This window comes from Microbacterium sp. YJN-G (assembly GCF_015040615.1).
Lineage (GTDB): Bacteria > Actinomycetota > Actinomycetes > Actinomycetales > Microbacteriaceae > Microbacterium.
Genome location: NZ_CP060402.1, coordinates 2,835,054 through 2,862,022, shown reverse-complemented (window position 1 = coordinate 2,862,022; position 26,969 = coordinate 2,835,054). Strand labels below are relative to the sequence as shown.

Sequence of the window (26,969 nt, the reverse complement as noted above, 5' to 3'; positions counted from 1 at the left end):
ACCCGGTGTGAATGTGATCTGGCGCACCCTTCTCGTGATCCTCCGAGCCCGGCGGCAGGTGCGTCGAGGGCACCGGATGCCGTTGCACGGGGTCGGCCGCATCCGCCTGACCACGCTGCCCACCGACATCGATGTGCTGCAGCACATGAACAACGGCCGGTACCTGTCGCTGTTCGACCTCGGCCGCTGGGATCTGCTCACCCGCACCGGCCTGCTCGGCGTCATGAAGGAGCGGGGCTGGTACGCCGTCGTCTCCAGCGAGACGGTCACCTTCCGCCGGTCGCTCGAGCTCTGGCAGCGCTTCGACGTCGAATCGCGCCTGATCGGCCACGACGACCGCGCCGTGTTCATGGAGCACCGCGCCGTCATCGACGGCGAGGTCTACGCGCGGGCGATCGTCAGGGCGCGGATGCTGCGCCGCAGCGGCGGGATGGTGCCGCACGACGAGGTGTTCGCCGCGGTGGGCACCCCCTCCGGGCTGCCCGACATCGACGAATGGATCCACGAGTGGGCAGCGGCATCCGCCCTGCCCTCGACGAAGAAGCCCGCGCCTAGCGATTGGCACTGAACCCACCCGTGCGGCGCGCGGCTCTAAGCTGGAGGCGAGTCACGAGGGGGACATCATGACCTACGAACCGCCCAGTTCTTCGGCGCCGCAGGGCGACCAGCCGCAGGGTGACCAGCCACAGCAGCCGCCGCAGCCGCCCGCCGGCTCTGTGCCGCCCGCCGGGCATCAGCCGCCCGCGGGGTACCAGCCGCCGGCCGGGTACCAGCCGCCGGCCGGGTACCAGCCGCCGGCCGGGTACCAGCAGGCCCCGTACCAGCAGGCTCCGTACGCGCCGGGCCAGCCGCCGTACGCCGGACCGCCCTCCGCGCCGGGCTACGCCCCGCAGGGTTATGCGCCTCAGGGGTACGACGCGCAGGGCTATCCCCTGGGCGGCTACCCGGGCTACGCCGGGCAGCGGCCTGTCGCTGCGGGCCCGGGCGGCATCGCGATCGCCGCGATCATCGTTTCGGCACTCGCGTTCTTCTCCGGCTGGCTGCCCGTCGTCGGCGCGCTCATGGGAGCGGTCGGGCTGGTGCTCAGCATCCTCGCGGTGCGTACCCCGACCGGTCGGGTGCTGGGGATCATCGGCATCGTCCTGTCGTCGCTCGCCCTGCTCACCGGGCTGTTCATGACGATCGGATTCTTCTCCTACGTTCCGTGGCTGGACTGACACCCGCCTTCATCGACTGACCGGGAGGCTCGACTGACCCCCAGCCTCTGCCCTCGCGGCACCCGCGGACATAGGCTGGGGGCATGGCTGAGCATCCCTCGACCGCTCCTTCGGCTCGACTGGCCGATGCGGCCGTCGAGCTCGCGCATCGCTGGGTGCGCGAGGCCGCATCCGCCGATGTCGATCCGGCCGCGCAGCGGCTGGCGGGCGTGCTGCACGACCCGAACGGACTGCCCTTCACGCTCGGCTTCGTCGACGGCGTGATGCGTCCCGAGAGCGCGACGGCGGCGGCATCCAATCTGCACAGGGTCGCCCCGCTCGCCCCGCAGTTCCTGCCCTGGTACCTGCGCGGCGTCGTCCGCCTCGGCGGCGGCATCGCGCCCGTGCTGCCGGTGCCGACCGTGCCGATCGCCCGCCGAGTGCTGCGTGAGATGGTCGGCCACCTCATCGTCGACGCCCGCCCCGACAAGCTCGGGCCGGCGCTCGAGAAGATCCGCGACCCTGCGACAGGCTCGGGCCCTTCGACAGGCTCAGGGGCCAAGGTTCGATTGAACCTCAACCTGCTCGGTGAGGCCGTGCTCGGCGAAGCCGAGGCGAAGCGCCGGCTCGACGGCATCCATGACCTCATCCGCCGCGACGATGTCGACTACGTCTCGGTCAAGGTCTCGGCGATCGTCAGCCGCATCTCGATGTGGGCCTTCGACGATGTCGTCGACGAGGTCGTCGAACGCCTCAAGCCGCTGTACGTCACCGCAGCCTCCGACGCCACCTTCATCAACCTCGACATGGAGGAGTACCGCGACCTCGATCTCACGATCGCGGCGTTCACCCGCATCCTGGAGGATCCGCGTCTGAAGCGCCTCGAGGCAGGCATCGTGCTGCAGACCTACCTGCCCGACGCCCTCCCGGCGCTGCGCGAGCTGACCGCGTGGGCGCGCGACCGCGTGGAGCACGGCGGCGCGCCCATCAAGGTGCGGCTCGTCAAGGGTGCGAACCTCGCGATGGAGAAGGTGGATGCCGTCATTCACGGCTGGCCGCAGGCGCCCTACGGGTCGAAGCTCGACACGGATGCGAACTACCTGCGATGCCTCGACTTCGCGTTCGAGCGGCGCAACGCCGCCGCCGTGCGCATCGGCGTCGCCGGACACAATCTCTTCGACATCGCCTACGCGTGGCTGCTGGCGGGGGAGCGTGAGGTGCGCGACGCGGTCGAGTTCGAGATGCTGCTGGGCATGGCGCAGGGGCAGGTCGCCGCGGTCTCGCGGACGGTCGGCCCGGTGCTGCTGTACGTGCCGGTGGTGCGGCCCGACGAGTTCGACGTGGCCATCAGCTACCTGGTCCGGCGGCTCGAGGAGAACGCGTCGACCTCGAACTTCCTCTCCGCGGCGTTCCATCTCGCCGAGGACCCCTCGCTGTTCGAGCGCGAGCGGCTGCGTTTCGTCGACTCGGTGAAGCGCTCGCGCGACCATTCCCTGCGCGTCGGCCCGCGTCGCACCCAGAACCGCTCCGCCCCGCTGCACGAGTCGGTGCGGCCTGCGACGCGCCCCGCGGCGGACGACGCGAACCTCACCGGGCTCGTGCTCGACATCGCCCGCGGCTCGACAGGAGAGGACGACGCCGCCGGCGACGATCCGTTCCTGCAGACCGCCGTATACGCGCGCCAGGAGCTGACGGCATCCGCCGATGGGGCGCCCGGGTTCGTGAACACCCCCGACAGCGACCCGGCGCTGCCCGCCAACCGGGCGTGGGCGCGCGAGGTGCTCGCGCGCATCGCCGCCCCGCCCGCGGGGTCGGCGCCCGGGGTCGCGACCCTGCGCGCCTCGCGCATCGACGGCGAGCGGATGCTGTCGCAGACCGTGACGCGGGTGCGCGACGCGGCATCCGGCTGGGGGACGCGACCGGCATCCGAGCGCTCCGAGATCCTGCTGCGTGCCGCCGCGTCCCTCGCCGGCCGCCGGGCCGAGCTCATCGAGGTCGCCGCGGTCGAGACCGGGAAGGTGTTCGCCGAGGCCGACATCGAGGTGAGCGAGGCGATCGACTTCGCCAAGTACTACGCCGCCAACTGCCGTGAGCTCGACGGCATCGCGGGCGCCCGTTTCGAACCGGCACGCGTCACCGTCGTGACCCCGCCGTGGAACTTCCCGCTGGCCATCCCCGCGGGCGGGGTGCTCGCCGCGCTCGCCGCAGGATCGGGCGTGGTCTTCAAGCCGGCGCCGCAGGCGCGCCGCTGCGCGGCCGTGATCGCCGAGGCGCTCTGGCAGGCCGGCATCCCGCGCGATGTGCTCGTGCTGGCTGACGTCGAGGAGGGCGCACTCGGGCAGCAGCTGATCACGCATCCCGATGTCGATCGGGTCATCCTCACCGGCTCGTGGGACACCGCCGCCCTGTTCCGCTCGTGGCGCCCCGACCTGCCGCTGCTGGCCGAGACCAGCGGCAAGAACGCCATGATCATCACGCCCACGGCAGACCTCGACCAGGCCGTCGCCGACCTGGTGCGCAGCGCCTTCGGGCACGCCGGGCAGAAGTGCTCGGCCGCGTCGCTGGCGATCCTCGTCGGACCCGTCGGCCGCTCCAAGCGCTTCGCGCGGCAACTCGTCGACGCCACCCGCTCGCTGCGCGTGGCGTGGCCGGCAGATCCGCGCGCCGAAGTCGGCCCGGTCATCGAGAAGCCGCAGGGCAAGCTCGCCTGGGCGCTCACCGAGCTCGAGGGCGACGAGAAATGGCTGGTGACGCCGCGGTCGGCCGATGACAGCGGAAGGCTCTGGAGCCCCGGCATCCGGGTCGGCGTGCAGCCCGGGTCGCGCACCCACCTCGAGGAGTTCTTCGGGCCGATGCTCGGCATCATGCACGCGCCGACGCTCAGCGCCGCCATCGAGCTGCAGAACGCCGTCGCCTACGGGCTCACCGCGGGACTGCACACGCAGGACCCCGCCGACCTCGCGCTCTGGCTCGACGAGGTGCAGGCCGGCAACCTGTACGTGAACCGCGGCATCACCGGCGCGATCGTGCAGCGGCAGCCCTTCGGCGGGTGGAAGCGCTCGTCGGTCGGTCCCGGCGCCAAGGCCGGCGGCCCGAACTACCTGATCGGGCTGGGATCCTGGCGCTCTCAGCCGCGCGGCAAGACCTCCAGCACGCTGCACCTGCGCGGCCTCGACACGCGCATCTCGGGGCTCATCGAGGCGGCGCAGTCGTCGCTGGACTTCGAGGCGTTCGAGTGGCTGCGCCAGGCCGCGCTCTCGGATGCCGTCGCCTGGGATCGCGAGTTCGGCCAGGTGCGCGACGTGTCGCAGCTGGGCATCGAACGCAACCTGTTCCGCTACCGGCCGGTGCCCGTCATGGTGCGCGCGACGGCGGATGCCGGGCTGCAGGAGCTGCTGCGGGTGGTGCTGGCGGGCATCCGATCGGGGGCGGACTTCTTCGTCTCGGTGCCCGACGGGGTGCCCGCCGGGGTGCGCGCCGAGCTCGGCGCGCTCGACGTGATGGTCGCGGTCGAGACCGACGAGGAATGGACCGAGCGGATGCTGAGCAGCGAGCAGTCCGAGGGCGAGACCGTCGACGGCCACCGCGTGCGGCTCGTCGGCGGGCGCGAGTCGGTCGCCCGGCTGCACCGCGCCGTCGCGACGGCGGTCGGAACGGAGCGGGCGCTGGCCGTCTACGACGACGAGGTGACCTCGGCCGGCCGCATCGAGCTGCTGCCCTTCCTGCGCGAGCAGGCGATCTCGATCACCGCGCACCGCTTCGGAAACCCCGACGCCTGGAGCGCGTCCATCATCTGACCCACCCACCCCTCGCTCATACGGGAGCGGGGTGGCGGGGTGGCAGGTTGGCGGGGTGTAAAAGATTCTTGACACGCAGCGGTGGGCGGGCTTAGCCTTCGTGTAAAGAATCTTTTACACGAAGGAGCGGGTCATGGTCTATCACGAGCGGGCGGCCTGGTCGGGGCTGATCGGCACCGTCATCGCCCTCGGCGTCTACATCGTGCTCCTGACGAACGCGAGCACGAACGCGAGCGACGGCGACATCGCGCGCGTCGACTGGCTGCCGCCGATGCTGTGGTCGATCGGAACCGGCATCGTTGTCAGCATCCTCATCTCGATCCTCTGGGGGATCGCCGCCGGCATGCGCGACCGCGAATCGGCGACGGCATCCGACATCCGTGACCGCGACATCAGCCGCATGGGCGGCCGGGTCGAGCAGGCCTTCCTCGTCATCGCCGGCCTCGGCGTGATCGCGCTGTGCGCGTTCGAGGCCGACCTGTTCTGGATCGCCAACACCATGTTCGCCGGCTTCGCGATCTCGTCATTCGTCGGCGGCATCGCCCGCGTGATCGCCTACCGCCGGGGCCTGATCTGATGGTCAAGCCCACCCTCGTCACCAACACCATCCGCGCCCACCGCGAGCAGGCCGGGCTCACCCAGGCCGATCTCGCCCGCACCGTCGGCGTCACCCGCCAGACGCTCAACGCCATCGAGCAGGGCAAGTACTCGCCCACCCTCGAACTGGCCTTCCAGATCGCCCGCGCCTTCGACGTCGCCCTCGACGACGTCTTCCAGTACCCGGAGGGATGACATGACCGTCACGACCGGCACCATGACCGCCTGGATGCAGCACGGGTACGGCCCGGCATCCGCCACCCGCCTCGCCGACCGCGAGATCCCCTCACCCGCCAGGGGCGAGGTGCTGCTGCGCATCCGCGCCACGGCGCTGAACTCCGGCGACGTGCGCGTCATGCGCGGCGAACCGGGCCTCGTGCGGCTCGTCTTCGGCCTCACCCGGCCCCGCAATCCCGTCCGCGGCATGGACGTCGCCGCCACCGTCGTCGCCGTCGGCGAGGGAGTGACGGATGCCGCTGTCAGCGACGAGGTCGTCGCCGAGCTCCCCGGCGGGGGAGGCCTCGCCCCGTTCGCCGTCGCACCGGCCGCGCGCCTGGTCGCACGTCCCGACGAGGTGCCGCCGCACATCGCGGCCTGCCTGCCGATCGCCGGCGGCACGGCCTGGCAGGCGATCGAGCGCGCCGGCATCCGCCCGGGTGGCCGAATGCTGATCCTCGGCGCATCAGGCGGCGTCGGCACCTTCGCCGTGCAGCTGGCCACCGGCCGCGACATCGAGGTGCACGTCACGGCGGGCGAGCGCAGCCGGGCGCTGCTCGAAAGCCTCGGCGCGGCCCAGGTGCTGCCGCGCGACCTGCCCGCCGACCGGCTGCAGGAGGACGCCTACGACGCGATCATCGACATCGCAGGAGGGGCGCCGCTGCGCGCCCTGCAGCGCGCCACCCGCCCCGACGGCACGATCGTGCTCGTCGGCGGCGACGGGACGCCGCTGCTCGGCCCGATCCCGCGGATGCTGCGCGCCGCAGCGCTCTCGATCGGCTCACGCCGCCGCATCCGCCCCCTGGCCGCCGTGCCGAAACCCGACGTCCTGCGCGAACTGCTCACGCTGACCGCTGATGGTGCCATTGCACCGGTGATCGAACGGGAGTTCCCGTTCGATCAGGCCGACACCGCGCTGGCCCACGTCGAGGCGGGGCACACCATCGGGAAGGTCGTCGTGCACGCGGCATCCTGACGCCGCTGGGGCGGTCGGCAGCCGCGGCGCATCCGCCCGAAGCCGCGACGCGGTGGCCCGCACTGGCGTCGAGGGTGCCCGGGGTGCAAAAATATCAGTGGCGTGCCTGTGTCGCATCTTCCCCGCCTCCGCTCCGATCGAGCGGCGGGTCGAACTTCCGTCAGGCCCCTGGACAGCGTCCGCCGCACCTTCCCGAGGAGCACCCATGTCCACGCCTGAGACCACGACCGCCACCCGCCCGCAGACCGAGGCGCCGCGACGCACGGCCCATCACCGCCGCTACCTGATGTGCCGTCCCGAGCACTTCACGGTCAGCTACACGATCAATCCGTGGATGGAGCCGGCCAAGCCCACCGACACCGCCAGGGCCGTCGCGCAGTGGCAGAAGCTGTACGACCTGTACCTCGAGCTGGGCCACGAGGTCGAGCTGATCGAGCCGCTCGCCGGCTACCCCGACATGGTCTACACCGCCAACGGCGGCTTCGTGATCGACGGCCGTGCCTACGTTCCCGAGTTCCGCTTCGTCGAGCGGCAGGGTGAGGCGCCCGCGTTCGCCGACTGGTTCCGCGCCAACGGCTTCGACACCGTCATGCCCGAGGAAGTCAACGAGGGCGAGGGCGACTTCCTGCTCGTCGGCGACGTGATCCTCGCCGGCACCGGCTTCCGCTCCACCGGAGACAGCCACCGCGAGGTCGGCGAGGTCTTCGGCCGCGAGGTCGTCTCGCTCAACCTCGTCGACCCGCGCTTCTACCACCTCGACACCGCCATCGCGGTGCTCGACCCGGTGCAGGGAACCGAGAACGGCGGACCCGAGCGCGCCAACATCGCCTACCTGCCCGGCGCCTTCGACGACGCCAGCCGCGCGATCCTCGAAGAGCGTTTCCCCGACGCGATCCTCGTCGCCGACTCCGACGGCGCGGTGTTCGGCCTGAACTCGGCCAGCGACGGGTACAACGTCATCATCTCGCCGCGCGCCACCGGCTTCGAGAAGCAGCTGCGCGAGCGCGGCTACAACCCGATCACCGTCGACCTGTCCGAGCTGCTGCTCGGCGGCGGCGGCATCAAGTGCTGCACGCTCGAGCTGCGCGGCACCCGGAACGAGGACGGTGCATGATGAGCGCTATCGAGACTTCGGCGCAGACGGGCCTCGAGCCCCACGTCGCCGAGAACTACCACCCGCTGCCGGTCGTCGTCGCCGAGGGCGACGGCGTCTGGGTGACGGATGCCGACGGCAAGCGCTACCTCGACCTGCTGGCCGCCTACTCGGCGGTGAACTTCGGCCACCGGCATCCCGCCATCGTCGCCGCACTGGTCGCGCAACTGGGCCGGGTCACTCTCACCAGCCGGGCGTTCATGAACGACCAGCTCGAGCCGTTCGCGGCCGCCCTCGCCGGGCTCTGCGGCAAGGATCTCGTGCTGCCGATGAACACCGGCGCCGAGGCGGTCGAGACCGGCATCAAGGTCGCCCGCGCCTGGGGCTACCGGGTCAAGGGCATCGCCGAGGGGCGGGCGCGCATCATCGTCGCGGCCGGCAACTTCCACGGCCGCACCACCACGATCATCAGCTTCAGCGACGATGAGCAGGCGCGCGACGACTTCGGGCCCTACACGCCCGGGTTCGACACGGTCCCGTACGGGGATGCGGATGCCATCGCCGCGGCGATCACCGCCGACACCGCCGCGGTGCTGATCGAGCCGATCCAGGGCGAGGGCGGCGTGATCATCCCGCCGGAGGGCTACCTGCGCCGCATCCGCGAGATCTGCGACGAGAACAACGTGCTGTTCATCGCCGACGAGATCCAGTCCGGCCTCGGCCGCGTCGGCGAGACCTTCGCCTGCGACCGCGAGGGCGTCGTGCCCGACCTGTACCTGCTGGGCAAAGCGCTCGGCGGCGGCATCCTGCCCGTCTCGGCCGTCGTCGGCAACCGCGACGTGCTCGGCGTCATCCGTCCGGGAGAGCACGGCTCGACCTTCGGCGGCAACCCGCTGGCCGCCGCGGTCGGCACGAAGGTCGTCGAGATGCTCGCCACCGGCGAATTCCAGGAACGCGCCCGCACCCTGGGCGCGCATCTGGCATCCCGCCTCGAGCCGCTCATCGGACACGGCGTCACCGCGGTGCGCATCGCGGGGCTGTGGGCGGGCGTCGACATCGACCCGGAGCGGGGCACCGGACGAGAGGTCGCCGAGAAGCTGCGCGAGCGCGGCGTGCTCGTCAAGGACACGCACGGTCAGACCATCCGCATCGCCCCGCCGCTGGTGATCCGCGCCACCGAGCTCGACTGGGCCGCCGAGCAGCTGCGGCTGGTACTGGCGGGCTGAGCCCGCTGCGCCGTCCGCTCGCCGACCGCCCGTCGCCCGCGAGACTTCACTTCCAGCACGAGACTTGGCTGCTGAAGGCCTGTCTCATGCTGGAAGTGACGTCTCGGCGATCCTGAGGGTGCGCGTCGCGCTCAGGAGAGTGCGCCTCCGGGCAGGCCGTCGTGGGCGGTGTTGTGCTCGGGGTTGTCCTCCGGTGCGCCGGTGTGGCCGCCGGGGATGACGCCTGCGGGCACGTCGATGGGCGTCTCGTCCGCCGCCGGCGTGACCGCGTCATGGCTGGTGTGCTGATCGCTCATGACCTCGACTCTAGGCGCACCGCGCGCGGGCGGCGAACCGCTTGACACGGTGAGACGGCACGGTCGTAAGCCACCACGCCCGGTCAGTCCTTCAGGAACGGGCCCGGGTCCTGCGGCTTCACGTCAGGATCGTCGAGGCCCGCGAGTTCGTCCTCGATGATGAGCTCGTCGATGTCGAGCGTCGACGGCGAGGAGTCGACGTGACTCTCGGCCGACAGAGCCGAATCGGTGATGCGGATCGGATCGGTGGGAGCCACCGGCAGGCCGAAGCGGCGCTGCAGCCGCCGCATCCATCTCGGCTGCGAGCCGAGCAGGCCGGACGCATCGTGCGCCTCGACCTCCAGGCCGTAGTAGTCGCCGATCCGGTCGATGAACTGCGCCCTCTCGGCCTTGTCATACGCACGCCGCTCGCGGGTGAAGGCGACGACGGTCGACCAGCAGATCAGCAGCATCACCACGCTGAACGGCAGCGCGATCGTGATCGCCGCGGTCTGCAGGGCGGAGAGCCCGCCCGACAGCAGCAGCGAGATCGCCAGCAGCGCGGTGACCGCCACGAAGAACGTGCGGATCCACCGCCTCGGCTCGGGCTTGCCGCCCGTGGCGATCATGCCCATCACCAGCGCTCCGGAGTCGGCCGACGTGATGAAGAAGATGCCCAGCAGCACGATCGCGCCGATGCTGACGATCAGCGAGCCCGGCACGTGCTGCAGCAGGGCGAACAGCGCCCCCTGCAGGTCGACGGTGCCGTCGGGGCCGGTGAGTGCGCCCGGTTCGGCGAGCTCGAGCGCCAGCGCCGAGCCGCCGAGCACCGAGAACCACAGGATGCCGAGCAGAGTCGGCACGAGGATCACGCCGATGACGAACTCGCGCACCGAGCGGCCCTTCGACACGCGGGCGATGAAGATGCCCACGAACGGTGCCCACGAGATCCACCAGCCCCAGTAGAACGAGGTCCACGATGCCTGCCATCGCTCGCCGGTCTCGCCCTGGAAGGCGCTGACGTTGAACGAGAGCCCGATGAAGTTCTGGATGTAGTTGCCGATCGACTGCACGAACTCCCGCAGCAGGAAACCGGTCGGACCCACCGCGAGCAGATAGAGCACGAGCAGCCCTGCCAGCACGAGGTTCGCGTTCGACAGCCACTTCATGCCCTTGGTGACGCCCGACAGCACCGACATCAGCACGAAGACCGAGATGATCAGGATGAGCACGATCTGGGTGGTCTCATCGGGGTCGGCGATGCCGGCCGAGTGCAGACCGGCGCTCATCTGCAGCACGCCCAGCCCGAGCGAGGTCGCGACGCCGAACAGCGTGCCCACCAGGGCGATGACGTCGATCGCGTGGCCCCAGCCTCCCTCGACTCTCTTGCCGAGCAGCGGCTCGAGGGTCCAGCGGATCGACACCGGGCGGCGCCGGCGGTGGATGGCGTACGCCAGGGCCAGCCCGATCACCACGTAGATCGACCAGGCGTGCACACCCCAGTGCAGATATGTCTGGCTGAGCGCCGACTGCGCCAGCTGCTCGGGGGTGCCGGTGACGCCGGGCCTGGGGGAGGTGAAGTGCGAGAGCGGTTCGCTCACGCCGTAGAAGACCAGGCCGATGCCCATGCCCGCCGCGAACAGCAGCGCGAACCAGCTCATCAGTGAGAACTCGGGCTCTTCGTCGTCGCGGCCCAGCTTGATGTCGCCGAACCGGCTGAAGCCCAGGAACAGGCAGAATGCGACGAAGAACGCGGCGATCAGCACGTAGTACCAGTTGAACGCGTTGACGATCGTGGTCTGGATCGTCTGGAACAGCGCCTCCGCCAGACGCGGGGCGAGCAGTGCGAACAGTGCGAAGGCGACGACGATCGCCGCGGCCGGCCAGAACACCCACCGCTGCACCGGCGACTCGCGTCGCTCGGCACGCGTCTCGGCACGCGTCTCGGCGCGCCGCACCCCGCGTGCCGGATCCGTTCCGTTCGTATCTGGGCTCATGTCTCCCCACGCTAACCGGCGCCTCACGGCGGCGCCACGCGTCCAGTCTCTGCCGGCGTCAAGCCGGGACTCGCCCGCCGGCGTCTCAAGCGGGAGTGTCGTCCGGGTCGAGGGACTTCAGCGCGTCCTTCTCGACGGCGGTGTCGGCGTCCAACCGGCTCTCGGTGCTCTCGTCGCCACCGAGCGGCGCATCCTCGTCCGAGGTCGTGTCGTCCCCGCCGCCGGTGCCGAGATCGGCATCCGCATCTGTGTCGTCCGGTCTCGCCTGCCGGTGCTCGGGCTCGCGGGGCTTGCCGGTGCCCAGCGGATCCTGCCCGGGGGTGTGCGGATGCTGTCCCGCGGCGTGTGATTCATAGACCCTGTCATCGCTCATGCGCCTGACAGTAGGTGCCGTGCGCTGGATGCGCAGAGGGTATTGACAGCCGGTCAGTCCGCGTCCTCGCCGTCGCGGCGGTGCGGCAGCCGGATGGGCGTGGTCGCGGCGGCGTGGTCGTCGAAGGCGACCGGCTCCATGGCGCGGATGACGGACAGCGGTCGCGTCTCGTCGAGCGTGAGCAGGAAGCGCGTGCGCTCGTGGCGGTGCAGGCGGCCCGACCACAGCATCCACCCCACGCCGATCACCCCGGCGAGGACGCCGGCGATGCCGCCGACGGTGATCGCCGTGCGGGCCGAGAACGTGTCGACGATCCAGCCGGCGATGGGGGCGCCGATGGGCGTCGAGCCCATCACGACCGCCATGTACAGCGCCAGCACTCGGCCGCGCAGGGCGGGATCGGTGGTGGTCTGCACGTAGCCGTTCGCGGTCGTCAGCATCGTCACGATCGAGAAGCCGACGGCGATCAGCAGCACCGCGTACGTGCCGTACGTCGGCATCACCGCCGACACGATGGATGCCGCACCGAACCCGGTCGCGGCGAGCACGATCACCCGCACGCGGGCGCGGTCACGGCGCGCGGCGAGCAGGGCGCCCGCGAGCGAGCCGATCGCGAGCACCGAGCTGAGCAGGCCGTAGCCGTCGGCTCCCTGGTCGAACTCCAGCGCCATGGTCGAGGCGAAGATCGGGAAGTTCATGCCGAAGGCGCCGAGCAGGAACACCATCACGAACACGACCAGCAGGTCGGGCCGGGTGAGCACGTACCGGAAGCCGGCGGCCAGGCCGCCCGAGCTGCGGCCGCTCTTGATCCGAGGCATCAGCTCGTGCTGGCGTACGAGCATCAGGGCGACGAGCATCGCCAGGAAGGTCACGGCATTCGCGATGAACACCCATCCCGAGCCGAGCGCGACGATGAGCAGACCACCCACGGCGGGGCCGATCAGGCGGGCCATGTTGAACGAGGCGGAGTTCAGGGCGACGGCGTTCGAGGTGTCTTCGAGGCTCACCATGTCTGAGACGAACGCCTGACGGGCGGGCGCGTCGAAGGCGTTGGTCACACCGAACGCGGCGGCGAATCCGAACATGATCGGCAGCGTCATCACATCGGTGAGCAGCAGCACGGCGACCGCGACGGCGAGCAGCATGAGCACCGACTGCGTGGTCAGCAGCACCCGTCGCCGGTCGAAACGGTCGGCGACCCAGCCGGTGAGACTCACGAGCACGAGCGGCGGACCGAACTGCAGCGCCATCGTGACACCCATGGCCGTGGCGTCGTTGTCGGTCAGCTCGGTGAGCACCACCCAGTCCTGGGCGGTCGCCTGCATCCAGCCGCCGATGTTCGAGATGACGGCGCCGAAGAACCAGGTGCGGTAGTTGTAGGTGCGGAAGGACCGGAACATCGCGCTCACGTGCCGACCACCTTCCGCAGCAGGGCGGCGGCCTCGCGCAGCACCGCGAGCTCGCGCTCGTCGAGGTCGACCTCGCCGATCATGCTGGCGAGGGCCTCGTCGCGGCGGCGGATGGTCGCGGCGACGACCTCTTCGCCCTGTTCGGTGAGCTCGACGTACACGCGCCGCCGGTCGTCCTCATCGGGCACGCGCACCACGAGACCGAGCTCGGCGAGGCCGTTGACGACGGTGCTCATGGTCGGCGCCGTGACACGCTCATGCTCGGCGAGCCGGGAGAGGGTGTGCCGGCCATGGGCGCGCAGAGCGCCGAGGGCGGCGAGCTGCGCGTCGCTGAGCGCGTCGACGGCGCGCACGGAGCGCAGGCGCCGGGTGAGGCGGAAGACGGCGTAACGGAGCTCGGATGCAGTGGTCTCGAGATTGTCCGTCATTATTTAGTTAGTCTAACTAAATTTTGCATCGTCGGCAAATGATGAAAAGAATGTTCACGTTGTGGCGATCGTGGCTCACAATATGAAAATGGTTCTCATGCTTCCCGTCGTCGAGCTCGCCGTCCAGGATGCCGCCGGAGTTCGCATCGCCCGGGAGGTGGGCGCTGCGCGTGTCGAGCTCGCCCAGGCCCTGCCACTCGGAGGGCTCACCCCGTCCGCCGGCACGCTCGAGGCCGCACTCGAGGCCGCGGGGGAGGGCGGCCCTGAGGTCCACGTGCTCGTCCGGCCGCGCGCGGGCGGCTTCCGCTACGACTCCGACGAACTGGACGTCATCATCCGCGACGTGCGGGTCGCGCTCGCCGCCGGGGCGCACGGCGTCGTCGTCGGGTGCCAGGGCGAGTCCGGAGGGCTCGACCGGGACGCGCTCGCGCGCATCACGGATGCCGCGGGCACCGCATCCGTCACCCTGCACCGTGTGATCGACGTGACCCCCGACCCGGTCGCCTCGCTGCAGGTCGCCCGCGACCTCGGGCTGCGCCGGGTGCTCACCTCCGGTGGCGCCTCCCGCGCAGTGGACGGCATCCCGGTGCTGCGCGCTCTCGTGGCCGAGGCCGAAGGACGCATCGAGGTGATGGCGGGCAGCGGAATCGACCCGGGCAACGCCGCCGCGATCGCCGCGACCGGCGTCGACGCCGTGCACTTCTCCGCCAAGCGGACGATCGCCTCCGAGGGCGGCGTGCGCCTGGGATCGGCATCCGACGGCGTCGGCGGGCACGAGATCACCGACCGCGAGGCGGCGCTGGCCGTGATCGCCGCCCTCGGGGGCGTGCACAGCGCGGTCTGACGCGCGGGTCGGCGCGGCGGGCCGGCGTCCGTAGACTCGGGGCATGGTCGCCATGAGAACAGCGGAGTTCGTCGATGCCCACGGGGTCGCCAACGTGTATGACGTGCACGAGGCGGAGGGCGAGGCGCGGGGCGTGGTGCAGCTGCTGCACGGCGTCGGCGAGCACGCCGGCCGCTACGGCAACCTGATCGCCGCGCTGACAGCGGCGGGGTTCCACGTCTACGCCGACGACCACCGCGGTCACGGCCGCACCGGCATCCGCCAGCACGGCGATCCCGCCCGGCTGGGACGGCTGGGCCGGGGAGGCCTGCGTGCGGCCGTGGATGCCTGCTGGCGGCTCACCGAGATCATCGGCGATGAGAGGCCCGGCCTGCCGCTCGTGCTGCTCGGCCACTCCTGGGGATCGTTCCTCGCGCAGAAGCTGCTCAACGCGCATCCCGAGGCGTACGACGCCGTCATCCTCAGCGGCTCCGCGCATCTGACCCCGCGCGACCTCAACGCCGCACCGCTGAACGCCCGATGGAAGGGCCCGGATGCCGACGGCCTGGAGTGGCTCTCGCGCGACCCCGCCGTCTGGCAGGCCTTCCACGACGACCCGCTGACGACCGAGGTGCCGCTGCTGAAGCTGTTCGGCCCGATCGAGGCGGCCCGGCTGTACGGCCGCCCGCGTCGCGATCTCGGGCACGACGTCCCGCTGCTGCTGATCGTCGGAGGCGACGACCCGGTCGGCGGTCCGCGCAGCGTGCACAAGCTCGCCGACGGCTATCGCAGCCGCTCCGGGCTGACCGATGTGACCACGCTGGTGTACCCCGATGCGCGGCACGAGCTCTTCAACGAGCTGCAGCAGGAGCAGGTGCGCGCCGACGTGCTGGCGTGGCTCGACCGGCGTATCCCGCGTCGCTGATCGGCATCCGCGTCGCTGAACGGCATCCGCGTCGCTGAACGGCATCCGCTCTGCTGGGCCGGGACCCCCGGGCGTCACCGGCCGGCGCCGGGGCGCCGCGCCTAAGCTGGAGACGTGCATGGTGAGTACAAGGTTCCCGGTGGAAAGCTCGTCGTCGTCGACCTCGAGGTCGACGACGGACTGATCCGCGACTTCCGCCTCGCCGGCGACTTCTTCCTCGAGCCCGACACCGCGCTCGAGGCGATCAACGCCGCCGTCGAGGGGATGCCGGTCGAGGCCGACGCGTCGACCATCGCCGCCGCCGTGCGCGGGGCGCTGCCCGATGGGGCGCAGCTGCTGGGCTTCTCGCCCGAAGCGGTCGGCACCGCCGTGCGCCGCGCGCTGGTGACCGCACCCGGCTGGCGCGACTTCGATTGGGAGATCGTGCACGAGCACGCGGTCTCACCGCAGCTGAACCTCGCGCTCGACGAGGTGCTCACAGCCCGCGTCGGCGAGGGACGCCGACGGCCCACCCTGCGCATCTGGGAGTGGGACGAGTCGGCCGTCGTCATCGGATCGTTCCAGTCGTACCGCAACGAGGTGGATCCCGAGGGAGCGGCCCGGCACGGCTTCGACGTGGTGCGCCGCATCTCGGGCGGCGGGGCGATGATGATGGCCGCGGGCCAGATCATCACATACTCGCTGTACGTGCCCGCCTCGCTCGTGCAGGGCATGACCTTCGCCGACTCGTACGCGTTCCTCGACGACTGGGTGCTGCAGGCGCTGCGCGCGGTCGGCATCGAGGCGACCTACCAGCCGCTCAACGACATCGCCTCGCCCACCGGCAAGATCGGCGGTGCCGCGCAGAAGCGCCTCGCCAACGGGGGAGTGCTGCACCACGCCACGATCTCGTACGACATCGACGGGCAGATGATGACCGAGGTGCTGCGCATCGGGCGCGAGAAGCTCAGCGACAAGGGCACCACCTCGGCCGCCAAGCGCGTGGACCCGCTGCGCACCCAGACCGGCATGGAGCGCAGCGACATCATCGAGCGCTTCAAGGACACCTTCCGTGCGCTCACCGGGGCGGAAGACGGCGCGATCACCGCGGAGGAATACGCGGATGCCGAGGCGCTGGTCGAGTCGAAGTTCGCGACCGACGCCTGGCTGCACCGCGTCCCGTGAGTTCTGCAGACACGCCTGCGCCGGCCTTGGCGCCTGAGCACTCCGCGCGGAGAAATGCGCCTCCCGCGGAGGAATCCGCCGATCCCGTCCGCGCGAAGCGCAGAAATCCGCGTGAAGCGCCCGTCGCGCCGGGTGCGGTCGAGATCATCGAGGGCGACAACCTCGCGGCGGCGCGCACCCTGCCTGCGGCATCCTTCACCCTGATCTACCTCGACCCGCCCTTCAACACCGGCCGCACGCAGGAGCGGCAGGTGGTCACCGCCCGTCGCACCGCTGCGGAGGACGAGCCCGAGACCGGCGCCGAGCCCGCGGGATCGGCCGAACCCCGCGTCGGGTCTGCCGAGCCGCCGGCTGCGCGCGAGATCCGGCACGGCTTCCACGGGCACGCCTACGAGCGGGTGCGCGGGATGCTGCGCACCTACGACGACCGCTTCGACGACTACGGCGCGTTCCTCATGCCACGTCTCGAAGAGGCCTGGCGGCTGCTCGCGGACGACGGCACCCTCTACCTGCACCTCGACTACCGCGAGGCGCACTACGCGAAGGTCATGCTCGACGCCGTCTTCGGCCGCGACGCGTTCCTGAACGAACTGATCTGGGCGTACGACTACGGCGCGAAGTCGCGGCGCCGCTGGCCCACCAAGCACGACACGATCCTCGTGTACGTGAAGACCCCGGGCGGGCACTTCTTCGACTCCGACGCCGTCGACCGCGAGCCGTACATGGCGCCCGGCCTGGTCACGGCCGAGAAGGCCGCTCGCGGCAAGCTGCCCACCGACGTGTGGTGGCACACGATCGTCCCCACCACGGGCCGCGAGAAGACCGGGTATCCGACGCAGAAGCCCGAGGGCATCCTGCGGCGCATCGTGCAGGCCTCCAGCCGTCCCGGCGACCGGGTGCTCGACCTGTTCGCCGGCTCCGGCACGACCGGCGCCGTCGCATCAGCGCTCGGGCGGGATGCCGTGCTCGTCGACGACAACCCCGAGGCGATCCGCGTCATGCGGGAGCGGATGCCGCACGCGAGCGTGCGCGCGCTCTGAGCAGGTCTTCCTGCACAGCTGGGGTGTCTCTCGCGTTGTCCACAACTGCTGGGTGACCAGGCTCTCGCTGTCCGCATCGTCACCTATCGTCCGTGGTAGCCGACGGCGCTCGACCGGGGCAGAATAGGAGCATGATCGTGTCGCCTGACGTGATCGGAATGATCATCGCGCTCTTCGCCTTCACGCTGACCGTGCTGGGAGGCGTCGCCACCATGCTCGCGAAGCAGACGAAGACACTGGATGCGCGCCTGGACCGCATCGACACGCGGTTGGATCGGATGGACGATCGGTTCGATCGGATGGATGATCGGTTCGATCGTCTGGAGGGCGAGGTGGTCGAGGTGAAGATCGCGATCGCCCGCATCGAGGGCCCGCGACGTCATCTGCAGCAGCTCTGAAGCCCGTAGGCGCGCTCAGGGCGCGACGCGGTGGTGCGCGGTGAAGGCCTCGCGCAACGCGGTGCGCACCAGGGCGACCGACTCGTCGCCTCGGGAGGATGAGCGCACGGCGGTGAACACCTCGCGCACGGGGGATCCGGGCAGGTCGGCGACGGTGAGCGGGCTCGGCTCGTCGCCCCAGATCAGGTCGGGCAGCATGCCGACCGCGTGGCCGGATGCCACCAGTCGCACGTGCGCGGTCAGGTCGGCCGCCTCGTACCGGACGTCGGGCTCGAACCCGGCGGCGCGGCACTGCTGCACCGCCCACTGCCGTGCGGCAGTGCCCTCCGGCTCCATCACCCAGGCGCGCTCGCGCAGCTCGGGCAGGGGAGCCGGATGCTCCGACCGCGGCAGCACGATGCGGATCGGGTCCTCGCCGAGCAGGTCGTGCTCCACACCGTCGCGCAGCTCGCGCGTGTGCCCGGGGTACTGCTCGGCGATGACCAGGTCGAACCGGCGAGCCCACAGCTCGAACAGGCTCTCCTCCGGCGGCAGCTCGGCCAGCTCCACCCGCAGCCCGGGGGCCCGCTCGGCCAGCAGCGTCAGGGCCGCCGGCACGATCGTCTCGGCCGCCGTCGGCATGGCCGACAGGCGCACCGGCTCCCAGCCCGTGTGCGCAGTCAGCGAAGCGCGCGCCGCCTCGTCGAGTTCCAGGGCGCGGGCCGCGTGCTCGGCCAGCATCCGCCCCTGCGGGGTGAGGCGCACCCGCCTGCCGTCGGGTTCCAGCAGCGCGACGCCCGCCTCGCGCTCGAGCAGCGACAGTTGCTGCGACACCGTCGAAGGCGAGTAGGACAGGGATGCCGCGACCTCGGCGATCGTTCCCCGTAGCGCCAGCTCGTGCAGCAGCCGCAGCCGTCTCAGCTCGAACATGGAACCTCCCCTCGCTCCCGTATGAGTTTGTGCCGCCCAGCTCGCCGGCAGGCGGCACGAACTCATACGGGAAGGTTTCAATCGGTCGATGTATTCGAACATTATCCTTCATAAAACATCGCTTTTCATATCGGGTGAACGGGCGCATCCTGGTGGAATGACCACCTCCGTGCCTTCTGCCGAAGCATCCGTCTCCGACCTGGCCGCACTCGCCGACGACGCCGTCGCGCTCGTGCGCCGCTGGCTCGTCGAGAGCCGTGCCATCCCCGTCGACGCCGCCGGGCAGCGCCTGGCCGGCGTGCTGCGCGACCCGAACGGGCTGGACTTCACCGTCGGCTTCGTCGACGGCGTCGTGCGCCCCGAAGACCTCACCGTCGCCGCTGAGAAGCTCAAGGAGCTCGTGCCGCTCACGCCGAAGTTCCTCCCCGGCGTGATGCGCGGCGCGATCGGCCTCGGCGGCGCGACCGCCGGCATCCTTCCCGGCATCGTCGTGCCCTCGGCCCGCGCCGTGCTGCGCCAGATGGTGCGACACCTCATCGTCGACGCCCGCGACGAGAAGCTCGGCGCGGCCATCAAGCACATCCGCGAGACGCAGGGCGTCAAGCTCAACGTCAACCTGCTCGGCGAGGCCATCCTCGGCAAGGACGAGGCCGTCCGCCGCCTCGAGGGCACCCGCCGCCTGCTGATGCGCGACGACGTCGACTACGTCTCGATCAAGGTGTCGTCCACTGTCGCGCCGCACAGCCCGTGGGCCTTCGACCAGGCCGTCGCGCACGCCGTCGAGGCGCTGCGTCCGCTGTACGAGATCGCGGCCCGCCCTTCGACGGGCTCAGGGACCCAGGGCCGCGGATCCCGCAAGTTCATCAACCTGGACATGGAGGAGTACAAGGACCTCGATCTCACGATCGCGGTCTTCACCGGCATCCTCGACCGTCCCGAGTTCCACGACCTCGAGGCCGGCATCGTGCTGCAGGCGTACCTGCCCGACGCGCTCGCCGCGATGATCCGCCTGCAGGAGTGGGCGGCCGCCCGCGTCGCCGAAGGCGGCGCCCCCATCAAGGTGCGCGTCGTCAAGGGCGCCAACCTGCCCATGGAGACGGTGGATGCCGAGACCCACGGCTGGGAGCTGGCGACCTGGTCGACCAAGCAGCAGTCCGACGCGTCGTACAAGGCCGTCCTCGACTACGCCCTGCGCCCCGAGCACATCGGCAACGTGCGCATCGGCGTCGCCGGGCACAACCTGTTCGACATCGCCCTGGCGTGGCTGGTCGCCGAGAAGCGCGGCGTCACCGAGGGCATCGAGTTCGAGATGCTGCTGGGCATGGCCACGGCGCAGGCGCAGGTCGTCAAGCGCACCGTCGGCTCGCTGCTGCTGTACACGCCGGTCGTGCACCCCGACGAGTTCGACGTCGCCATCGCATACCTCATCCGCCGTCTCGAAGAGGGCGCCTCGCACGAGAACTTCATGTCGGCGGTCTTCGACCTCGATGACGACCCCGAGCTGTTCGAGCGCGAGAAGGACCGCTTCCTGGCATCCGTCGCCGCCATCCCCGCGCAGGTGCCAGGGCCGAACCGCACGCAGAACCGTCAGCTGCCCGCCGAGCCGGCCCCGCGCGACGGCTTCGCCAACACCCCCGACACCGACCCGTCGCTGGCGGCGAACCGCGTCTGGGCCGACGGCATCCGCGCCCGCATGAGCGACTCGACCCTCGGCGACGCGACCGTCGCGGCCAACACGCTCGACACCGTCGAGCAGGTCGACGAGCGCATCGCCGCCGGCGTCGCCGCAGGCGAGGCATGGCGCGCGCTGGGCGCCGCCGGCCGCGCCGAGATCCTGCACCGCGCGGGCGACGTGCTCGAGGCGCGCCGCGCCGAGCTGCTCGAGGTGATGGGCTCCGAGGCGGGCAAGGTCATCGAGCAGGGTGACCCCGAGGTCTCGGAGGCGATCGACTTCGCGCACTTCTACGCCGAGAGCGCCAAGCGTCTCGCCGACGTCGACGGCGCCGTGATGCAGCCGGTCGGGCTGACCGTCGTCACCCCGCCGTGGAACTTCCCCGTCGCCATCCCTGCCGGCTCCGTGCTCTCGGCCCTGGCCTCCGGCTCGCCGGTGATCATCAAGCCGGCCCGCCAGGCACGCCGTTCCGGCGCCGTCATGGTCGAGGCCCTTTGGGAGGCGGGCGTGCCCCGCGAGGTGCTGCAGTACGTGCAGCTCGACGGACGCGAACTGGGCACCAAGCTCGTCAGCGACCCGGCCGTCGGACGCGTCATCCTCACCGGCGGCTTCGAGACCGCCGAGCTGTTCCGCGGCTTCCGCGCCGACCTGCCGCTGCTGGCCGAGACGAGCGGCAAGAACGCCATCATCGTCACCCCGTCCGCCGACCTCGACCTCGCCGCCAAGGACGTCGCCTACTCGGCCTTCGGGCACGCCGGCCAGAAGTGCTCGGCAGCCTCGCTCGTCGTGCTCGTCGGGTCGGTCGCGAAGTCCGAGCGGTTCCGCCGCCAGCTCGTCGACGCGGTGCGCGCCTACGAGGTCGGCGACCCGAGCGACGGCGTCAACCGTATCGGCCCGCTGATCGGACCCGCCGAAGGCAAGCTGCTCAGCGCCCTCACCGAGCTGCACCCCGGCCAGTCGTGGCTGCTCGCCCCCGAGAAGCTCGACGACGACGGCCGGCTGTGGCGCCCCGGCATCCGCGACGGCGTGCAGCGCGGCAGCGAGTTCCACCGTGTGGAGTACTTCGGGCCCGTGCTCGGCGTGATGACCGCGTCGACGCTGACCGAGGCGATCGACATCGTCAACGACATCGACTACGGCCTCACCAGCGGCATCCACTCGCTCGACGAGGACGAGATCCAGCAGTGGCTGGCGCACATCCAGGCCGGCAACGTCTACGTCAACCGCGGCACCACCGGCGCCATCGTGCAGCGCCAGCCGTTCGGCGGCTGGAAGAAGGCCGCCGTCGGCGCCGGCGCCAAGGCCGGCGGCCCGAACTACCTCGTCGGCCTCGCCGACTGGGCCGACGCCCCGGTCTCGAGCACCCGCCCGCTGGACGAGCTGGGCCTGTCGGCAGCACGCCTGGTCGAGTCGGCGGACAGCGGAGAGGATGCCGCGTGGCTGCGCGGCGCGCTCGCCACCGACATCGACGCCTGGGGCACCGAGTTCGGCGTCGTCCGCGACGCCACCGGCCTGGTCACCGAGCAGAACGCGCTGCGCTACCAGGCGCTGCCGGTCACGATCCGCTACGAGGGATCGCGCGTGGCAGAGCTGATCCGCATCGCCGCGGCGGGCCTGCGCGCCCGTTCGCGGGTGACGGTGAGCACGGCATCCGCTCTTCCCGCCGCGATCGTCACCTGGCTGGGGGCGCACGACGTCACCGTCGTGACCGAGGATGCCGAGGCCTGGGCCGCGCACGCCCGCCGCCTCGCCGGTGCCGGGGGACGCGTCCGTGTGATCGGTGCGACCGCCGCGGCAACCGCCGCCGCCGTGAACGGTTCGCCGAGCCTGGCGATCTACGCGGGCCCGGTCGTCGCCGCAGGACGCGTGGAGCTGCTGACCTTCCTGCGCGAGCAGGCGGTCTCGATCACCGCGCACCGCTTCGGCACCCCGAACCGCCACGAGATCCCGCTGCTCGACCCGGTGCGCTGAGTCAGGCGCGGGCGCTGAGTCCGCTCCGGCTGAGAGATCAGAAACGCACCTCCGACGACGTTCGGAGGTGCGTTTCTTATCTTCGCCACCCCCTACTGACATCCCCCGCTCGAGGGGCGGTTCGGCGGGCGCGAGCGCCCGCCCCGCTCAGACCAGCGGCAGCGCGTCGTCGTAGGCGGAGTGCGACAGCGGCGGATGCTCACCGAACACGCGCGTGATGCCAGGGGCGGTGCGCCAGGCGGGCCAGCCGGGGTCGCCGTCGCGCACGAACGCCACCGCGGCGGCGTGCATCTCGTCGGCGAGCTGCTGCGGCGGGTCGTCGCCGGCGATCGCTGACACCCGCTCGGCATCCAGGCAGTCGAACCAGAACGGCACATCCAGGCAGTGGTGCGACCAGCCGTTCACCGGCGACACCCACGCGAAGCGGTACACCCAGGTGGCCGAGTGGCGGCGGGCCTGCACGACGCGCAGGACGAGCGAGCGGAAGATCCGGTCGTTGACGTAGCGGCCGAGCACGGCGACCATGCCCCGCCGCCCGCCGTTGGCACGCAGCCACCGGCGGCGCAGCGCGCCGGTCTTCTCCAGCAGCCGCAGCAGAAAGCGAGCGGGCACGCGCCGCAGCACTGCAGGCAGCGCCTCGAAGCCCATCGTGAACTCGTCGTCCGTGGCACCCAGCATCAGCCGCTTGCCGACACCCACCCCGGCTGCCAGCGAATCGACGGTCGGCCGCGTGATCAGCTCGCCGTCGATCACCGGAGCCCACGGCAGCCCGTCGACGAGCGCCGCGGTCGTCGCCGCCAGCCGCGTCTTGCCCAGCAGCGACGCCTCGAACTGGTGCCGCGTCAGCAGCCGCTCGCGCACCGCGCGGAAGCCCTCGAGCGTCGGCTCGGTCTCCACCATCTCGGCCAGGCGGATGCTGCGCCGCTGGGCGAGTTCGCGCGGCAGGTCGCCCAGCGCCCCGCTGAACGAGATGGCGGCGCGGAACAGGTGCTGCGCCGCCGGCATCCCGAGCAGTGTCAGCACCGCCCCGCCGCCGGCCGAATGCCCGGCGATGGTGACCCGCTCGGGGTCGCCGCCGAATGCGGCGATGTTGCGCTGCACCCACTCCAGGCCCGCCAGCCAGTCGCGCACACCGCGGTTGTCGGGCGCGCCCTCGATCACGCCGAAGCCGTCGAACCCGAGCCGGTACGACACCGACACGGTCACGATGCCGTCGCGGTTGAACGCCCGCCCGTCGTACCAGGGGCTCGCGATCGAACCGGCCGAGAACCCGCCCCCGTGGATCCACACCAGCACCGGCAGCGAACCCTCCAGCGCGGGTGTGAAGACGTTGACGTTGAGGGTGTCCCGCCCGGCGATGCTCCCCTCGGGGATCATCGCATCCTTCTCCTCACGGCGCTGCGGGGTGGGGCCGTCGGCGGTGGCGTCCAGCGGCTCCGTCCAGGGCTTCACCGGCTGCGGGGGAAGGAAGCGCCGCCGGCCGGTGGGCGCCGCGGCGTACGGGATGCCGAAGAACGCGTGCGTGCCGTCGGAACGTGCGATGCCGAGCACCGGGCCGTCCGCGGTGCGCACGATCGGGCCGTCGGTGCGCGGAATGACGGGAGAGCTCACGATTCCAGATTATGCGCGCGGGTGCTCTCCGGATCCAGACGCTTGACATGGCGCAGCTCGTGCAGCACGAGACCCGGGCGGCGGTCGACCTTCACGCCTCCGTCGGCCGTCCAGCCGTGCCGCTCGTAGAAGCCTGCGGCCCGGTCGTTGCCCTCGAGCACCCACAGGTATGCCACCTCGTGGCCGTCGGCGCGCAGCCCGTCCTCGACGGCCGCGATCAGCCGGTGCCCGACCCCGGTCGACCACGCGTCCGGATGCGCGTAGATGCCCCACAGCTCGCCCGTGCCTGGAGCATCCTCATCGCGGGCCGCGCCGAAGCTCGCCCAGCCCGCGATCGTGCCGTCGCGCTCGGCCACCAGCGTGCGCGATCCGCGCGAGGTCTCGGCGATGATCCGCGCCCAGTTCGCCGCACGCTCCGCGATCGACAGACCGTCGAGCACCTCCTGCGGCATGAGCCCGCGATACGCCTCCTGCCAGCTGCGCACGTGCACCGCCGCGATGCCGCGGGCATCGTCGACGGTCGCGGGGCGCAGCAGCATCCGCTCTTCCTGTCGGACTGAGGGGTCAGCCGGCGGCGCGCCGGGCCTCCCAGCCCGTGCGCACCATCTCGTCGACCGTGTACCGCATGGTCCAGCCGAGGTCGCGGGCGGCGAGGTCGCCGGCGGCGACGATGCGGTCGGGGTCGCCGGCCCGGCGCGGCCCGATGACCGGCACGAAGTCGACGCCGGTGACGCGCACCATGGCATCCATGATCTGCTTCACGCTCAGCCCGTCACCCGAGCCGAGGTTGTAGGCCTGCTCGATGGGCTCGCCGCCGGCGAGCCGCTTGGCGGCCTCGACGTGCGCCGCCGCGATGTCGCCGACGTGCACGTAGTCGCGCACGTTGGTGCCGTCGGGGGTGGCGTAGTCGTCGCCGTTGATCTGCGGGGTGCGGCCCTCGAGCAGCGCCTCGAACACGATCGGGAAGAGGTTGTGCGGGCTGACGTCGTAGACGGTCGGGTCGGCGGAGCCGACCACGTTGAAGTAGCGCAGCGAGGTGTGCCGCAGCGGACGATCGGATGCCGCGGTCGCGACGCCCTGGTCGCGCAGCATCCATTCACCGATGAGCTTGGACTCGCCGTACGGGCTCGCCGGGCGCTTGGCGGTGTCCTCGGTGACCAGCTCGACGTCGGGGGTGCCGTACACGGCGGCGCTGGACGAGAAGACGATGTTCGTCACGCCCGCGGCCTCCATGGCCTCGAGGATGACGCGCGTGCCCTCGACGTTCTGGGAGTAGGTGTGCAGCGGGCGCTGCACCGACACCCCGGCGTACTTGAACCCGGCGACGTGGATGACGCCCTCGACGTCGTGCTCGCGCAGGGTGCGCTCGACCAGTTCGCGGTCGAGGATGCTGCCCTCGACCAGGGTCACGCCTTCGGACACGAACGACGGACGCCCGCTGGAGAGGTCATCGAGCACGACCGGGGTCAGCCCCGCCGATGCCAGGGCACGCACCACGTGCGCTCCGATGTAGCCGGCACCACCGGTCACAAGCCAGGACATGGGACTCCTTCCGTCGCGCGGGTGCGCGGTGTTCATTCTGTCAGGCGTCGCGGCGCGGACCCTCGGAGGGGGCCACCGTGAAGATGTGCGGGGCGCCGAATCCGGCATCCGCGAACGCCGCGCGGACGGCGTCCGACACCCACCCGACCGCATCGTGCTCGACGAGCGCGATCGCCGCACCGCCGAAGCCGCCGCCGGTCATCCGGGCGCCGATCGCGCCGTGCGCGAGCGCGGCGTCGACGGCGGCGTCGAGCTCCGGCACCGAGATCTCGAAGTCGTCGCGCATCGAGGCGTGCGAGGCGACCAGCAGGTCGCCGATCGCGCGCGGACCCTGCTCGCCGAGCACGGCCACCGTGTCGAGCACGCGCTGGTTCTCGGTGATCACGTGACGCACCCGTCGCAGGGTGACCTCGTCCATGAGCTCGGCGGCGCGAGGCAGGTCGGCGACGCCGGCATCGCGCAGCGAGCGGATGCCGAGCAGCGCAGCCCCCCGCTCGCAGGCGTCGCGGCGCTCGCGGTAGCCACCCGTGGAGTGGGCGTGCTTGACCTGCGTGTCGATGACCAGCACCTCGAGGCCGGCGGCCGTGAACCCGGTCGGGATGGAGCGCGTCTCGAGGGTGCGGCAGTCGAGGAAGGTCGCAGCGTCCGCCCGGCCGAGCATCGACGCCATCTGGTCCATGATCCCGGTGGGGGCGCCGACGGCCTCGTTCTCGGCGCGACGGCCGGCCCGGGCGAGCGTCACCGCGTCGAGTCCGAGACCCCACAGCTCGTTCAGCGCCGTCGCCGTGGCTCCTTCGATCGCCGCGGATGACGACAGCCCGGCGCCCACCGGCACATCGGACGCGATCGCGATGTCGACCCCTCGCGACTGAGTCCCTGAACTGACCTGGGTCCCTGAGCCCGCCGAAGGGCCGGGGTTCGCGTCGCCGGGCTGCAGCGCGCGCAGCGCCCAGGCGACGCCGAGGACGTATGCCGACCACTCGGGGACGGCAGGGCCCTCGGCGGGCTCCTGTCCGTCGGAGCCCTGAGCCTTGGCCGGGAACAGCGTGTTCAGCGCGCTCAGCTCGACCTCGACCGGCTCCTCGGCGAACGTCGACGCGACGCGGATGGCATCCGTGCCGTTGAAGGCGACGGCCGCGTACGTGCGGTGCGGGATCGCGAACGGCAGTACGAAGCCCTCGTTGTAGTCGGTGTGCTCGCCGATGAGGTTCACCCGGCCCGGGGCCGACCAGATGCCCTCGGGTTCGCGCCCGGTCAGCGCGGTGAACAGCGTGCGTGCGGCGGTGGCGGCGGTCATGGGTTCTCCATCGGCGGGGCGGGGTTCGCAGTTC

General features: G+C 71.3%; 24 protein-coding genes. 14 read left to right on the top strand and 10 right to left on the bottom strand.

Annotated features, from left to right (window positions below):
* The first annotated feature begins 7 nt into the window (after positions 1–7).
* The 8 genes from H7694_RS13765 to rocD all read left to right on the top strand — a co-directional run bounded on the left by H7694_RS13765 (position 8) and on the right by rocD (position 9,101).
* Entirely contained in the window at positions 8–568 is a 561-nt protein-coding gene (locus tag H7694_RS13765) for an acyl-CoA thioesterase (RefSeq protein ID WP_193597025.1), read from the top strand.
* Positions 569–623: 55 nt separating this feature from the next.
* A complete protein-coding gene (locus tag H7694_RS13760) occupies positions 624–1,217 on the top strand; it encodes a hypothetical protein (RefSeq protein ID WP_193597024.1) in 594 nt (197 codons plus the stop codon).
* Positions 1,218–1,300: 83 nt separating this feature from the next.
* Positions 1,301–4,993 (top strand): proline dehydrogenase family protein, encoded by a 3,693-nt coding sequence (locus H7694_RS13755; RefSeq protein WP_193597023.1) that lies wholly within the window; start codon positions 1,301–1,303, stop codon positions 4,991–4,993.
* A gap of 133 nt (positions 4,994–5,126) precedes the next feature.
* Complete coding sequence (locus H7694_RS13750) at positions 5,127–5,570, top strand: hypothetical protein (protein WP_193597022.1); 444 nt, start codon at positions 5,127–5,129, stop codon at positions 5,568–5,570.
* Positions 5,570–5,785 (top strand): helix-turn-helix transcriptional regulator, encoded by a 216-nt coding sequence (locus tag H7694_RS13745; protein ID WP_193597021.1) that lies wholly within the window; start codon positions 5,570–5,572, stop codon positions 5,783–5,785. The genes H7694_RS13750 and H7694_RS13745 overlap by 1 nt, the downstream gene beginning before the upstream one ends.
* Before the next feature lies 1 nt (position 5,786).
* Complete coding sequence (locus tag H7694_RS13740) at positions 5,787–6,782, top strand: NAD(P)-dependent alcohol dehydrogenase (RefSeq protein WP_193597020.1); 996 nt, start codon at positions 5,787–5,789, stop codon at positions 6,780–6,782.
* A gap of 205 nt (positions 6,783–6,987) precedes the next feature.
* Positions 6,988–7,896: a dimethylargininase gene (gene ddaH / locus H7694_RS13735; RefSeq protein WP_193597019.1), complete on the top strand. Its 909-nt coding sequence runs from the start codon at positions 6,988–6,990 to the stop codon at positions 7,894–7,896.
* Entirely contained in the window at positions 7,893–9,101 is a 1,209-nt protein-coding gene (gene rocD, locus H7694_RS13730; RefSeq protein ID WP_193597018.1) for an ornithine--oxo-acid transaminase, read from the top strand. Before ddaH ends, rocD begins: the two co-directional genes overlap by 4 nt.
* Positions 9,102–9,232: 131 nt before the next feature.
* Here rocD and H7694_RS13725 read toward each other — a convergent pair whose 3' ends face one another.
* The 5 genes from H7694_RS13725 to H7694_RS13705 all read right to left on the bottom strand — a co-directional run bounded on the left by H7694_RS13725 (position 9,233) and on the right by H7694_RS13705 (position 13,583).
* Positions 9,233–9,397, bottom strand: coding sequence for a hypothetical protein (locus tag H7694_RS13725; RefSeq protein ID WP_193597017.1), 165 nt, complete (start codon positions 9,395–9,397; stop codon positions 9,233–9,235).
* Positions 9,398–9,480: 83 nt separating this feature from the next.
* A complete protein-coding gene (locus H7694_RS13720; protein WP_193597016.1) occupies positions 9,481–11,373 on the bottom strand; it encodes a BCCT family transporter in 1,893 nt (630 codons plus the stop codon).
* A gap of 85 nt (positions 11,374–11,458) precedes the next feature.
* Positions 11,459–11,746: a hypothetical protein gene (locus H7694_RS13715; protein ID WP_193599290.1), complete on the bottom strand. Its 288-nt coding sequence runs from the start codon at positions 11,744–11,746 to the stop codon at positions 11,459–11,461.
* 53 nt (positions 11,747–11,799) lie between these two features.
* Positions 11,800–13,146: an MFS transporter gene (locus H7694_RS13710; protein WP_193599237.1), complete on the bottom strand. Its 1,347-nt coding sequence runs from the start codon at positions 13,144–13,146 to the stop codon at positions 11,800–11,802.
* 5 nt (positions 13,147–13,151) lie between these two features.
* The gene (locus H7694_RS13705; RefSeq protein ID WP_193597015.1) at positions 13,152–13,583 is read right to left on the bottom strand and encodes a MarR family winged helix-turn-helix transcriptional regulator; all 432 of its coding nucleotides are present in this window, start codon (positions 13,581–13,583) and stop codon (positions 13,152–13,154) included.
* Positions 13,584–13,680: 97 nt separating this feature from the next.
* Between H7694_RS13705 and H7694_RS13700 the strand changes: the two genes are divergently transcribed.
* From H7694_RS13700 to H7694_RS13680, 5 genes are all read left to right on the top strand, one after another.
* The gene (locus tag H7694_RS13700; RefSeq protein WP_193599236.1) at positions 13,681–14,427 is read left to right on the top strand and encodes a copper homeostasis protein CutC; all 747 of its coding nucleotides are present in this window, start codon (positions 13,681–13,683) and stop codon (positions 14,425–14,427) included.
* A gap of 52 nt (positions 14,428–14,479) precedes the next feature.
* Entirely contained in the window at positions 14,480–15,331 is an 852-nt protein-coding gene (locus H7694_RS13695; protein WP_413782944.1) for an alpha/beta fold hydrolase, read from the top strand.
* 114 nt (positions 15,332–15,445) lie between these two features.
* Complete coding sequence (locus H7694_RS13690; protein WP_193597013.1) at positions 15,446–16,495, top strand: lipoyl protein ligase domain-containing protein; 1,050 nt, start codon at positions 15,446–15,448, stop codon at positions 16,493–16,495.
* A gap of 143 nt (positions 16,496–16,638) precedes the next feature.
* Entirely contained in the window at positions 16,639–17,535 is an 897-nt protein-coding gene (locus H7694_RS13685) for a DNA-methyltransferase (protein WP_227468400.1), read from the top strand.
* A 131-nt stretch (positions 17,536–17,666) separates the two neighbouring features.
* The gene (locus H7694_RS13680) at positions 17,667–17,933 is read left to right on the top strand and encodes a hypothetical protein (protein ID WP_193597012.1); all 267 of its coding nucleotides are present in this window, start codon (positions 17,667–17,669) and stop codon (positions 17,931–17,933) included.
* 15 nt (positions 17,934–17,948) lie between these two features.
* On the opposite strand, the gene H7694_RS13675 is transcribed toward H7694_RS13680, so the two are convergent.
* On the bottom strand, positions 17,949–18,842 hold the full coding sequence (locus tag H7694_RS13675; RefSeq protein WP_193597011.1) for a LysR family transcriptional regulator: 894 nt from the start codon (positions 18,840–18,842) through the stop codon (positions 17,949–17,951).
* A 157-nt stretch (positions 18,843–18,999) separates the two neighbouring features.
* Between H7694_RS13675 and H7694_RS13670 the strand changes: the two genes are divergently transcribed.
* Positions 19,000–22,485 (top strand): bifunctional proline dehydrogenase/L-glutamate gamma-semialdehyde dehydrogenase, encoded by a 3,486-nt coding sequence (locus tag H7694_RS13670; RefSeq protein WP_193597010.1) that lies wholly within the window; start codon positions 19,000–19,002, stop codon positions 22,483–22,485.
* 147 nt (positions 22,486–22,632) lie between these two features.
* Here H7694_RS13670 and H7694_RS13665 read toward each other — a convergent pair whose 3' ends face one another.
* The 4 genes from H7694_RS13665 to galK are packed head-to-tail and all read right to left on the bottom strand — an operon-like array spanning position 22,633 to position 26,935.
* Positions 22,633–24,096: a carboxylesterase/lipase family protein gene (locus tag H7694_RS13665; RefSeq protein WP_227468134.1), complete on the bottom strand. Its 1,464-nt coding sequence runs from the start codon at positions 24,094–24,096 to the stop codon at positions 22,633–22,635.
* Entirely contained in the window at positions 24,093–24,635 is a 543-nt protein-coding gene (locus tag H7694_RS13660) for a GNAT family N-acetyltransferase (protein WP_193597009.1), read from the bottom strand. The genes H7694_RS13665 and H7694_RS13660 overlap by 4 nt, the downstream gene beginning before the upstream one ends.
* A gap of 25 nt (positions 24,636–24,660) precedes the next feature.
* Positions 24,661–25,638 carry a UDP-glucose 4-epimerase GalE gene (gene galE / locus H7694_RS13655; RefSeq protein ID WP_193597008.1) on the bottom strand — a complete coding sequence of 326 codons (978 nt, stop codon included), beginning with the start codon at positions 25,636–25,638 and terminating at the stop codon, positions 24,661–24,663.
* Between the two features lie 40 nt (positions 25,639–25,678).
* On the bottom strand, positions 25,679–26,935 hold the full coding sequence (galK, locus tag H7694_RS13650) for a galactokinase (RefSeq protein WP_193597007.1): 1,257 nt from the start codon (positions 26,933–26,935) through the stop codon (positions 25,679–25,681).
* Positions 26,936–26,969 lie beyond the last annotated feature (34 nt).